This is a genomic window from Nocardia sp. NPDC050712 (assembly GCF_040654295.1).
Lineage (GTDB): Bacteria > Actinomycetota > Actinomycetes > Mycobacteriales > Mycobacteriaceae > Nocardia.
On sequence record NZ_JBFAHT010000001.1, the window covers coordinates 448,905 to 461,109 of the forward strand.

10 protein-coding genes are annotated in these 12,205 nt (G+C 68.7%); 6 read left to right on the plus strand and 4 right to left on the minus strand.

Translation table 11 applies throughout. The features are described 5' to 3' along the window. The 5 genes from AB0H76_RS02135 to raiA form a co-directional block, all read left to right on the plus strand. Window positions 1-378, plus strand: a 378-nt coding sequence (locus AB0H76_RS02135) for a response regulator transcription factor (protein WP_357316111.1), incomplete at its 5' end; no start/stop codon positions are given. A gap of 101 nt (window positions 379-479) precedes the next feature. Beyond that, window positions 480-2,219, plus strand: coding sequence for an MtrAB system histidine kinase MtrB (gene mtrB, locus AB0H76_RS02140; protein ID WP_357320314.1), 1,740 nt, complete (start codon window positions 480-482; stop codon window positions 2,217-2,219). Then, window positions 2,219-4,030, plus strand: coding sequence for an MtrAB system accessory lipoprotein LpqB (lpqB, locus tag AB0H76_RS02145; protein WP_357316113.1), 1,812 nt, complete (start codon window positions 2,219-2,221; stop codon window positions 4,028-4,030). The genes mtrB and lpqB overlap by 1 nt, the downstream gene beginning before the upstream one ends. A gap of 29 nt (window positions 4,031-4,059) precedes the next feature. Further along, on the plus strand, window positions 4,060-4,701 hold the full coding sequence (locus AB0H76_RS02150; protein WP_357316116.1) for a ComF family protein: 642 nt from the start codon (window positions 4,060-4,062) through the stop codon (window positions 4,699-4,701). A gap of 343 nt (window positions 4,702-5,044) precedes the next feature. Further along, entirely contained in the window at window positions 5,045-5,671 is a 627-nt protein-coding gene (gene raiA, locus AB0H76_RS02155) for a ribosome-associated translation inhibitor RaiA (RefSeq protein ID WP_357320317.1), read from the plus strand. A gap of 60 nt (window positions 5,672-5,731) precedes the next feature. Here raiA and AB0H76_RS02160 read toward each other — a convergent pair whose 3' ends face one another. The 3 genes from AB0H76_RS02160 to AB0H76_RS02170 form a co-directional block, all read right to left on the minus strand. Continuing rightward, the gene (locus AB0H76_RS02160; RefSeq protein ID WP_357316119.1) at window positions 5,732-6,241 is read right to left on the minus strand and encodes a hypothetical protein; all 510 of its coding nucleotides are present in this window, start codon (window positions 6,239-6,241) and stop codon (window positions 5,732-5,734) included. 90 nt (window positions 6,242-6,331) lie between these two features. Then, window positions 6,332-6,760 (minus strand): hypothetical protein, encoded by a 429-nt coding sequence (locus AB0H76_RS02165; RefSeq protein ID WP_357316122.1) that lies wholly within the window; start codon window positions 6,758-6,760, stop codon window positions 6,332-6,334. A gap of 7 nt (window positions 6,761-6,767) precedes the next feature. Further along, window positions 6,768-7,442: a helix-turn-helix transcriptional regulator gene (locus tag AB0H76_RS02170; protein ID WP_357316124.1), complete on the minus strand. Its 675-nt coding sequence runs from the start codon at window positions 7,440-7,442 to the stop codon at window positions 6,768-6,770. 382 nt (window positions 7,443-7,824) lie between these two features. On the opposite strand from AB0H76_RS02170, the gene AB0H76_RS02175 reads away from it, so the two are divergent. Beyond that, window positions 7,825-9,117, plus strand: coding sequence for an acetyl-CoA C-acyltransferase (locus AB0H76_RS02175; RefSeq protein WP_357316127.1), 1,293 nt, complete (start codon window positions 7,825-7,827; stop codon window positions 9,115-9,117). A gap of 51 nt (window positions 9,118-9,168) precedes the next feature. On the opposite strand, the gene secA is transcribed toward AB0H76_RS02175, so the two are convergent. Continuing rightward, complete coding sequence (gene secA / locus AB0H76_RS02180) at window positions 9,169-12,006, minus strand: preprotein translocase subunit SecA (RefSeq protein ID WP_357316130.1); 2,838 nt, start codon at window positions 12,004-12,006, stop codon at window positions 9,169-9,171. Window positions 12,007-12,205 lie beyond the last annotated feature (199 nt).

Genomic DNA, 12,205 nt, shown 5'->3' on the forward strand with positions numbered 1-12,205 from the left:
GTCAAGCCGTTCAAGCCGAAGGAGCTCGTCGCCCGCGTGCGGGCCCGGCTGCGCCGCACCGAGGAGGAGCCGGCCGAGCTGCTCTCCATCGCCGACATCGTCATCGACGTGCCCGCGCACAAGGTGACGCGCGGCGGTGCGCAGATCTCGCTGACGCCCCTGGAGTTCGACCTCCTGGTCGCGCTGGCGCGCAAGCCGCGTCAGGTGTTCACCCGTGAGGTCCTGCTCGAGCAGGTCTGGGGTTACCGGCATGCCGCCGATACCCGCCTGGTGAACGTGCACGTGCAGCGGTTGCGCGCCAAGGTCGAGAAGGATCCCGAAAACCCGGAGATCGTGTTGACGGTTCGGGGTGTCGGCTACAAGGCCGGACCTCCGTGATCGATGATCCGGAGCGCCCGGGCGACGGAAACAGGGGAGGGGAGCGGTCGCCCGAGGCGCCGGGATTCGGCGCGCGCGTCGAAGCCACGTTAGCCCCGGCGGTGGCCTGGCTCAAGGAGGTCGGGACCGGCCTCGGTCACGTCTGGCGCCGCTCGTTGCAGCTGCGCGTCATCGTGTCCACGCTGACGCTGTCGCTGATCGTCATCACCATTCTGGGCGTGGTGCTGACCAGTCAGATCACCGATCGCCTGCTGGACGCGAAGATCAACGCGGCGGTCGAGGAGATGGATCGCGCCCGCAACACGGTCGAAGCCCAACTCGTGGGCGCCCACGATGCCGGCTCCCAGGAGCAGCGCCTGACCGATGCCCGCAGCGCCCTGTCCAACCGGGCGGGCGGCACCGGATCCTCCGGCGCGGCGGGCAGTTTCGAGTCCGCGCTGACCATGGTCGGCGGCGCGCCGCAGCAGCAGATCTTCAACGGGCCGATTCAGGAGGTCCCGGAGGAGCTGCGCCGGTTCGTGCAGCGCAACCAGGTCAGCTATCAGTTCGCGATGGTGTCGAATCTCGACGGCTACGACGGGCGCGCCCTGATCATCGGCAGTCCGAGCGCCGAGGTGCCGACCCTCGAGATCTATCTGATCTTCCTGCTGTCCAACGAGGAACGCAGCCTGTCGCTGATGCGCGGCACCATGATGATCGGCGGTTTGGTGCTGCTGGTCCTGCTGGCCGCGATCACCGCGCTGGTCACCCGCCAGGTGGTGCTGCCGATCCGGTCCGCGGCGCGCATCGCGAGCCGTTTCGCCGACGGCCGCCTCAAGGAACGCATGCTGGTGCGCGGCGAGGACGACATGGCGCGGCTGGCGCAGGCGTTCAACGAGATGGCCGAGAGTCTGTCCAATCAGATCACCCAGCTCGAGGAGTTCGGCAATCTACAGCGCCGGTTCACCTCCGATGTCAGCCATGAACTACGCACACCGCTGACCACCGTGCGCATGGCCGCGGACCTGATCCACGGCAGCAGCGACGATCTCGATCCCGCGCTCGCGCGCAGCTCCGAACTGCTGGTCACCGAGCTGGACCGGTTCGAGGGCCTGCTCAACGACCTGCTCGAGATCAGCCGTCACGACGCCGGTGTGGCCGAGTTGCAGGTGGAATCGCTGGACCTGCGGATGTGCGCGCGGGCGGCCATCTCCACCGTCCGGCACCTGGCCAAGGACTCCGGTGTCGAGGTCGTCGTCGACCTGCCCGAGGAACCGCTGGTCGCGGAGGTGGATCCGCGCCGCGTGGAACGCGTGCTGCGCAATCTGCTCGCCAACGCCCTCGATCACAGCGAGGGCAAACCGGTGCTGATCCGGATGCGCGGCGATGTCGACGCCAACGCCGTCGCGGTGGTGGTGCGCGATCAAGGTATCGGCCTGCGCCCCGGCGAGGAGAAGCTGGTCTTCAACCGGTTCTGGCGTTCGGACCCGTCGCGGATGCGGCGTTCCGGCGGTACCGGTCTCGGCCTGTCGATCAGCGTCGAGGACGCGAACCTGCACGAGGGCCGCCTGGAAGCCTGGGGCGAGCCCGGCGTCGGCGCGAGCTTCCGGCTCACCCTGCCGCTGGTGCGCGGGCGCAAACTCGGCCCGAGCCCGCTGCCGCTGGAGCCGCTGCTGCGCAAGCCGTCGATGCCGGTCGAGCTGGACGCCGACGACAACGCCGAGGACGTGTCGAGCCAGCCGTTCCACCTCGTGGAGCCCACCAAGAACGGCCACTCGACGGCCGCGGAGACAACCGGACCCGCGGACGGTGCGCAGCCGCCGGAGCCCGGCGTGCTCACCGAACCCGGAGAGAAACAGTGATGACTGTGGCTACCCAGCGGAGGTCCCGGCTGACCGCGTTCACGGTGTGCGCCGTGGCGGCGCTGCTGGCGCTCACGGGGTGCGCCAGCCTGCCCGAGAACTCCTCGCCGCAGGCCCTGGGCACGATCAACCGCGAGCCCACCACCGAGGGGCCGCCGCAACCCGCGGCCGATCGGGACCCCGACCTGCTGCTGCGCGATTTCCTGCAGGCCACCGCCGAGCCCGCGAACCGGCACCTGGCCGCCCGCCAGTACATGACCCCGGCGGCGTCCACCGCGTGGGACGACGAGACCAGCACCACCATCGTCGAACGCCCCGACACGCTGCGCGAGTCCCGCACGCCCGACAAAGCCACCTACGTGATCCGCGCGCGCAAGGTGGCCGAGCTGTCGGCCGACGGCTCCTACCGGGCCATCGAGGGCCAGCTGCTGGAAAACAAGATCGAGATGAGCAAGGTCGACGGGCAGTGGCGCATCGATGATCTGCCCGACGGCGTGGTCATGGACAAGGCGGCCTTCGCCAAGTCCTACCGGCGCTACGCGCTGTACTTCGTCGATCCGAGCGGCAGTTCGCTGGTCCCGGACCTGCGCTGGATCGCCGCGCCCAAGAACGAACTGGCCGCCCGGCTGCTGACGCTGATCGGTTCGGGCACCCAGCCCGCGCTCGCGCCGGTGGTCCGCAACCAGCTCACCCCGCCGGTGGCGCTGCGCGGCGACATCACCAAGGCCAACGGCGATCCGGACGAGGTCGGAGTCGGACTTGGCGGCGTGCGCATAGATTTCGCGGGCGCCGCGAACCTGAGCCCGCGGGACCGCGAACTGCTGGCCGGGCAGGTGGTGCTCACGCTGGCGGGCGCCGAGGTGCTCGGCCCCTACATGCTGCTGGCCGACGGCAAACCGCTCGACGAGCGCTTCGCCGCCACCGGCTGGTCGGTCGCCGACGTGCAGCAGCTCAGCCCGGCGGTGCAGAGCCAGAACCGGATCGGCCTGCACGCCCTGCGCGGCGGTGCGCTGGCCCAGGTCACCGAGACCGGGGTACTCAACGCGCCCGGGTACTTCGGCACCGTGAACAACCTGCAGTCGGCGGCGGTCTCGCCGGACGGCCAATTCGTCGCCGCGGTATCGGATTCGGGGCGCCCGGCGCCCGAACCGCAGCGCACCCTGATGGTCGGCAGTTACGGCGGCAGCGCCTTCCCGATCGCGGAGGGCGGCAGCATCAGCCGGCCGTCCTGGAGTGCCGACGGCAGCGCGGCCTGGGTGGTGATCGACGGGGAGAAGGTGATCCGCGCGGTCAACGACCGGGCCACGGGCACGGTGTCGCCGCAGGAGGTCGACATCTCCGCGGTGAAGGCGGCCCAGGACGATCCGATGCTGCGCCTGCCGATCACCGAGTTGCGCGTCTCCCGGACCGGCGTGCGGGCGGCGCTGATCGCCGACGGCAAGGTCTACGTCGCCGTGGTCGAACGCCGCGCCAACGGGACCTACGCGCTCACTTCGCCGTTGGCGATCGCGGTCGGGCTCAGCACCCGCGCGGTGTCGCTGAGCTGGCTGACCGCCGACACCATCATGATCGCCCGCGAGGGCAATATCGATCCGGTGAGCACCGTCTCGATCGACGGCTCGCAGCTGACCTCGCAGATCAGCCAGAACCTGACCCCGCCGGTGCGTTCGGTGAGCGCGTCGCCGCAGCATCAGTACGTGGCCGATTCCCGCGCGGTGCTGGAGCTGACGAGTAATCCCGATGGCGGCGAACCGTATTGGCGCGAGGTCCCCGGCCTGGGGTCCAGCGCGGTACCGGTGCTCCCCGGCTGATTGTCGGTGCCCGGGCGCAGACTCGGGCGATGAGGACCCTGCTGGATCTGATCCTGCCGTCCGCCTGCGCCGGGTGTGACCGTCCCGGGACTGATTGGTGCGCGGCGTGCGCCGGCGCGCTGGGGCCGCCGGTGCGGGTGTGGCCGCGGACCGATCCCGGTGTCCCGTGCTGGGCGCTGAGCCCGTATTCCGGCCCGGCCCGCCGCGCCGTGCTCGCCGCCAAGGAACGCGGCCGCCGTGATCTCGCGGACCCGCTGGGGCAGGCCCTGGCGGCGGCGCTGACGCGGCTGCGTTCGGAGCGTCACACGTTGGTGCTCGTGCCCGCTCCGAGCCGTGCCGCGGCGGCCCGGCAACGCGGTGGCGACCCGGTAATCCGGATGACCCGGGCCGCCGCGCGGTGGCTGCCCGATTGCCAGGTGGCACCCCTGTTGCGGGTGTGGTGGGGTGTCCGGGATTCGGTGGGGTTGACACCGTATGAGCGAAAACACAATCTTCGCGGCCGGATCACAGTGCCGCCGGCCCGCGCGGCCGGGCCGGGCTTCGCGGCAAAAGCCGAGGTAGTGCTGGTCGACGACGTGCTGACCACCGGTGCCACGGCCCGGGAGTCGGTCGGTGCGCTCGCCGCGGCGGGTATCCCCGCCCGGGCGGTTTTGGTGACATGTACTGCTTGACTCCCGGAAATTTGCGTGAACAGTGGCGCACTCGCAGATGTCGTACTAGCGTCGCGGACACACACCCGATCCGGGAGTTTGGAGGTGACGCCTCGGACAATCCTCGTGCCGCGCGATTCCGCGCGATTCTTCCGCGAACCATGGAATCAGCCACTGCTCGGCACGGCTAAAACCCGCCGTACTTGATTCAAACAGGTGCGGCCAGATCCGGGAGGTACGCGTGACGACTTCTTCACGACCTTCAGTGCGAGATGCTGAACCCGCGGTGCTCAACGGCGCCGTTCTCGAATCCACGGAAAACCCACCCGCTGCGGAGCGCCCCAAGGCCCCCAGCGCGGACGTAGTGGTCAAGGGCCGCAACGTCGAGGTGCCAGATCATTTCCGAATCTATGTCGCGGAAAAGCTTTCCCGACTCGAACGCTTCGATCCGTCGATCTTCATCTTCGACGTAGAGCTGTTTCACGAACGAAACCGGCGCCAGCGCAAGGCGTGTCAGCGCGTCGAGATCACCGCGCGCGGTAAGGGCCCGATCGTCCGGGCCGAGGCCTGCGCCGACAGCTTCTACGCCGCACTCGAATCGGTGACCGACAAACTGGAGAGCCGGCTGCGCCGCACCAAGGACCGGCGCAAGGTGCACTACGGCGAGAAGACGCCCGTCTCCGTCGCCGAGGCCACGGCCGACCTGATCGACGAGGCGCTGTTCACGCGCTCGAATGGTTCCTCCGCACACGATCATCCGATCGAACGCGCCGAGAAGGCGCCGGAGTCCGGCGAGTACGAGCCCACCGGGCCGGGTCAGGTCGTGCGTACCAAGGTGCACAGCGCGACCCCGATGTCCGTCGACGATGCCCTCTACCAGATGGAGCTCGTCGGCCACGATTTCTTCATGTTCCAGGATCGAGAGACCGACCGACCGTCGGTTGTCTATCGTCGCCACGCTTTCGACTACGGCCTCATCCGGCTCGCTTAAGCGTTGTCCCGCTCACCCGGCCGGAGCCGATCCGGCCGGGTGCTTCAGGTTCCCAGCGGCTCAGCGGCCGCGGAAAAACGTGCGGTGCAGCAGTGATTCGCGCCGCGGCGGCCGCATCGCCTCCAGCATCACCAGGTCCGCGAAGGATTCGGCGTCCCGCTCGCGGGCCGTGCCGTAGTCGGTGCGGCCCAGCACGTGGGTGATGGATTCCGCCGAGATCGAGGGCAGCAATTCGGTGATCGCCGCGATCGAGGGCGCGGCTTCGGGCTCGGTGCTCTCCGGGCCGTGGCCCAGCAGCATGTGCCCGAGCTCGTGGGCGATGATGTGCTCGGCATGCCACTGCGTGGTGTCCGCGCCGTAGACGATGACGTCGCTGTCGCGCTTGGCGATCCACAGCCCGCTGCCGGTGCCGCAGCCACTACCGGCCAGCACCGCGGTGTCCACCGGATGCAGGGTGATCTCGCGCCCGCGGTACTCCGCCACGGCGTCGAGATAGATATGCAGATTCCAAGGGTGGGGTATCGGTACGTCTCGGGAAACCTCCCGGAACCGGTCGTCCAAACCCGCCATGCTGAACCTTTCGAGCGTCCTGCGAGCAGACGCGCGCGACGCGTTCTCCTACAGCAGTTCTGCGATCCCGCCCCGATGCCGGTACAGATGCTACCGAGTTTTTGACCCAGACACTGCCTCGGTGCTCTGGATGACAGCTGTCAGCCGCGCCGGATCCACGTCGGAGCCGCGCAGCGCGATGCTGGCCACGTTCGCATCGCGCATGGTCGCGAGCAGTTCGAGTTCCCGGTCGATGGCGGAGGCCACCGGGCCCGTGGTGGTCAGATAGTCGGGTTTCACGCCGAAGCAGTGCGCCAGCGCGGCCAGCACGTCGGTGCCGACGGTGGCTGTGTCGTAGTCGTCGAACACGCCGTCGCGCAGCCGCTCCAGATGTTCGGCGGGGATGGTGCGCAGCAGCGCCTTGCTGACCTGTTCGGCGACCGCGCCGGTAGTGCGCTCCGGTGCGGAACGCGGATGCATGGTCGCGAACAGGCGGTTGATCTTGCGGCTCAGCGTTAGTCGCGGACGGTCCTCGGTCATCGCTTGCCTACCTTTCCATCCCGTGGGCGTTCGCCGCTACCCATCGAGCGTGGAAACGTGCTTCGGTGGCCGCGTCCAGATCCGCCGAACGGCCCGCGAGCCAGCGCCGATAGCGCCGTTCGCGCACCTCGTCCGGGTCGCTGACCTCGGCCGGGATCTCCAGCAGATGGGAGAAGGCCATGGCGACCAGTGGGTGCAGATCGCGCCCCGGGCCGCCGTTGCGCTCCAGCATCATCGTCGCGTAGCGCGCCGAAAGCCGGGACACGACGCCGTTCATCTCCCCGACGGCCGCGAGCACCGCGGGCTCGGTGACGCCGGTGTGCTCGACCGCGTCGTTGAGCCGGCCCGCCGAGGCGAGCAGTCCGGTCAGATCGGAGATGTCGAAGCGGATCGAATCCGGCCCGGACACGACCGACTCCTCGCCGACCTCGGGCGCGGTTTCGCGCGGGGTCGGCGCCCCGCCCGCGTAGGTGCGGGCGGCGCTGCCCGGCAGCCAGCGCAGCGGCACATCCAGTTTGTTCAGGGTGTGCGTGGTGGTGGCGGCGGTGCCGTCCTCGATCTTGCGGATGGTCGGGGCGGACGGGCCACCGAGGTCGCCGATCTGCATCTGGGTCAGGCCGAGTTCATCCCGGCGTTCCTTGATGATCCGGCCGAAGCGCTTCTGCCGCGACAGCTCCGACATGCTTTGCATAGTGGTCTTCATGCTAGGTCCCCCCGTCATTTGAAGACAAGTTTATAGAAAGCATTTGAAAAGATCATAGAAATATTGCTACTGTTCTTCCACGCCGAGTGTGCGACGTCGGCCTAAGTGGTTCTCCAGGAGTCGATTCCGGGGCGAGCAGGGGCGTTGCCGGAATCGGCGTCCAGGTCTGTCCGCGCAACGGCGCGCGGGCGGAACCGGGCTCAGCGGCTTCTGGAGGGGATCGCTGAGCCCTTTTGGGTTGCATCCGCGCGCGGGCCTCCCTGCCCGGCGGGGTGCGGGGAGGCCGCTTCGGGCTGCCCGTAGACCTGAAACTTACTTCAGAGTAAGTTTATGGGGGACAGGTCTCTCGAAGGGAATTCCCATGGCTACCAAAGCTGCTCGCCGTGCGGTGATCGTCTCCGGCGCGCGCACCCCGTTCCTGCGCGCGTTCACCGATTACACCCGCATGGACTCCATCGCCCTCGCCGATGCCGCCGTGCGCGGGCTGCTCGAGCGCACCGGCCTGCCGGGCGCGCAGGTCCAGGCCATCGTCTGGGGCGGGGTTATCCTGCCCAGCGCCGCGCCGAACATCGCGCGCGAGATCGCCCTCGATCTCCAACTGGACGCGGGATGTGAGGGTTACACCGTCACCCGCGCCTGCGCCTCCGGGCTACAGGCCGTCACCTCGGCGGCCGCCGCCATCGAGCGCGGCGAGTACGACATCATGATCGCCGGCGGCAGCGATTCCACCAGCAACGCCGAGGTCAAGCTCCCGCAGAAGCTGGTGCACGCCGGTGCGCCACTGGCGCTGGGCAAGCCGAAGGTCAAGGACTACCTGTCCGCGGCCGCGCAGCTGGCGCCGTTCACCGACATCCTCCCGACCCGCCCCAAGATCGCCGAGCGCACCACCGGCGAGGTGATGGGTGAGTCGGCCGAGAAGATGGCCCGCATCCACGGCGTCACCCGCGCCGAACAGGACGCCTTCGCCGCCCGCTCGCATCAGCGCGCCGCGGCCGCCATCGATTCCGGCCGCTTCGCCGATGAGGTGCTGCGGGTGCGCACCCCCGAGGGCCTCGACATCGAGCGCGACGGCCTGGTGCGCGCGGACAGCAGCGAGGCCAAGCTGGCCAAGCTGAAGCCGGTGTTCGCCAAGGACGGCACCGTCACCGCCGGCAACGCCAGCCCGCTCACCGACGGCGCCTCGGCCGTCCTGCTGATGAGCGAGGAGAAGGCGCGCGAGCTCGGCTACCACCCGCTGGCCGCGTTCCGCTCCTGGAGCTACGTCAGCGTCGACCCGACCGATCAGGTCCTGATCGGCCCGGCCATCTCGATGCCGCGGGCCCTGGACAAGGCCGGAATGGCGCTGTCGGACATCGATTTCGTCGACATCCACGAGGCCTTCGCCGCCCAGACCCTCTCGGTCGTGCGGGCGCTCGGCAGCACCGACTGGGCCAAGACCCGGCTGGACCGCGACACCGCGGTCGGCGAGATCGATATCGACAAGCTGAACGTGCACGGCGGCTCGGTCTCGCTGGGCCACCCCTTCGGTGCCACCGGCGCCCGCATGGTGACCACCATGGCCAACGAACTCGCACGCACCGGTAAGAACACCGCGCTGCTCGGCATCTGCGCGGCCGGCGGCATCGGCGCCTCGGCGGTGCTGGAACGCGTCTGAGAACGACGAAGGCGCCCATGGGAAACCATGGGCGCCTTCGTCGTTTCGAGCCTAGTGCTTGCGACGGCCCTTCGGCGCGCGCTTGGGCTTGCTCTGCGTGCGGGCGGCCTCGCGGCGTTCCCGGCGCGTGGTGCTGTCGCCGTCACCGTCGCCGTACTCCTCGGCGTCGCTGTGCACGGTCGCGTTGCCGTCCTCGGCGGGACCGTAGTAGCTCAGGCCGCGCTGGGTGCGCTCGTCGATGCCCTTGGCGCGCAACGCGGCCGGGGCCGCGGTGCCCGCGGGCGGCGCCTGATCGGTGGGCAGCGGCCGCGGCGCGGTGCCGACCGGCGAACGCAGGCCCGGATCGACCGAGACACCCTCGGGCTGCGGCTGCTGCACCTCGACCTGGAGGTTGAACAGGAAGCCGACCGACTCCTCCTTCAGACCCTCCAGCATCGCCGCGAACATGTCGAAGCCCTCGCGCTGGTACTCGACCAGCGGGTCGCGCTGCGCCATGGCGCGCAGGCCGATGCCCTCTTTGAGGTAGTCCATCTCGTAGAGGTGCTCGCGCCACTTGCGGTCCAGCACCGACAGCAGCACCTGGCGTTCGAGATTGCGCATGGAGCCCTCGCCGGCCAGGCCGTCGATCTCCTGCTCGCGCTTGTCGTAGGCGGTGTGCGCGTCGTCGAGCAGCGCGTCGGAGAGCTCCTCGCGGGTCAGGTCGCCGGCCTCGCCGACACCCTGCTCACCGCTGAGATCCTTGTAATCCAGGCTCACCGGGTACAGCGTCTTGAGCGCCGTCCACAGCTTGTCCAGATCCCAGTCCTCGACGTAGCCCTCGGCGGTGGCGCCGGCCACGTAGGCGGTGATCACGTCGGTGATCATCTCCTGGACCTGGCCCTCCATGTCCTCGCCGCGCAGGATCCGGTTGCGCTCGCCGTAGATGATGGTGCGCTGCTGGTTCATCACCTCGTCGTACTTGAGGACGTTCTTGCGGATCTCGAAGTTCTGCTGCTCGACCTGGGTCTGCGCGCTCTTGATGGCCTTGGAGACCATCTTCGCCTCGATCGGCACGTCGTCGGGCAGGTTGAGCCGGGTCATGATCGACTCCAGCGCCGCGCCGTTGAAGCGCCGCATCAGCTCGTCACCCAGCGACAGGTAGAACCGGGACTCGCCCGGGTCGCCCTGGCGGCCGGAACGACCACGCAGCTGGTTGTCGATACGCCGGGACTCGTGCCGCTCGGTGCCGAGCACGTAGAGGCCGCCGGCATCGCGCACCGCCGCCGCGTCTTCCTCGGTCTGCTGCTTGACCTGCTCGAGTGCCGAATGCCAGGCGGCCTCGTACTCGTCCGCGGTTTCCACCGGGTCCAGGCCCTGCTTGCGCAGCAGGATGTCGGCGATGATGTCGGGGTTGCCGCCGAGCACGATGTCGGTACCGCGGCCGGCCATATTGGTGGCGACGGTGACCGCGCCGGGCCGGCCGGCCTCGGCGATGATCTCGGCTTCCTTCTCGTGGAACTTCGCGTTCAGCACGTTGTGCGGGATGCCGCGCTTGGTGAACTGCTTGGACAGGTACTCCGAGCGCTCCACCGAGGTGGTGCCGATCAGCACCGGCTGGCCGTTCTCGTGCCGCTCGGTGCAGTCGTCGACCACGGCGGCGAACTTGGCCTCTTCGGTCTTGTAGATCAGGTCGGACTGGTCCGCGCGGATCATCGGCTTGTTGGTCGGGATCGGGACCACGCCGAGGCCGTAGATCGAATGCAGCTCGGCCGCTTCGGTTTCGGCCGTACCGGTCATGCCGGACAGCTTGTCGTAGAGGCGGAAGTAGTTCTGCAGCGTGATGGTGGCCAGCGTCTGGTTCTCCGGCTGGATCTCGACCTTCTCCTTGGCCTCGATCGCCTGGTGCATGCCCTCGTTGTAGCGGCGGCCGACCAGGATGCGCCCGGTGAACTCGTCGACGATGATGACCTCGCCGTCGCGGACGATGTAGTCCTTGTCCTTCTGGAACAGCTCCTTGGCCTTGATGGAGTTGTTCAGGTAGCTGACCAGCGGCGAGTTCGCGGCCTCGTAGAGGTTGTCGATGCCGAGCTGATCCTCGACGAATTCCACGCCGGCCTCGTGCACGCCGATGGTGCGCTTCTTGATGTCGACCTCGTAGTGCAGGTCCTTCTTCAGCAGCGGCGCGATGCGCGCGAACTCGGCGTACCACTTGGAGGAGGCGTCGGCCGGGCCCGAGATGATGAGCGGGGTGCGCGCCTCGTCGATGAGGATGGAGTCGACCTCGTCGACCACGGCGAAGTTGTGCCCGCGCTGCACCAGATCGTCCAGCGAGTGGGTCATGTTGTCGCGCAGGTAGTCGAAGCCGAACTCGTTGTTCGTGCCGTAGGTGATGTCGGCGGCGTAGGCGACGCGGCGCTGGGCCGGGTTCATGCCGCCGAGGATGACGTCGACCTCGAGGCCGAGGAAGCGGTGCACGCGGCCCATCCACTCGGCGTCGCGCTTGGCCAGGTAGTCGTTGACCGTGACGACGTGCACGCCTTCGCCGGAGAGCGCGTTGAGGTAGGCCGGGAGCACACAGGTCAGGGTCTTGCCCTCACCGGTCTTCATCTCGGAGATGTTGCCGAGGTGCAGCGCGGCGCCGCCCATGAGCTGGACCTTGTAGTGCTTCTGGTTCAGCACGCGCCAGGACGCCTCGCGGGCCACGGCGAACGCCTCGAGCAGCAACTCGTCCAGGGATTCACCGTCGGCGTAGCGCTGCTTGAACTCGTCGGTCTTGGCGCGCAGCTCGGCGTCGGTGAGCGTCTCGATGTCCGGCCCGAGCGCGATTACCTCGTCGGCGAGATGAGCGAGGCGCTTGACCGTGCGGCCCTCACCAATCCGTAGCAACCTCGTCAGTGTCAGCGCAGGCACGGGTCTCGTCAGTCCTCTGGTCGGTGTGTCATATGTCGGCCCCCACGCGCCCGCCTGTTTACCTGGCGGGTCCGCAGCACGCTCCATGGTAATGCCGGACCCATGGTAGGCACCGCGCGCCGGCTATTGCTTGCAGGTGCTCGAAACGGTCGGACCAGCGGCGAACTCCTCGCCCCGGGTCCGTCGCGAATGCGGCGGC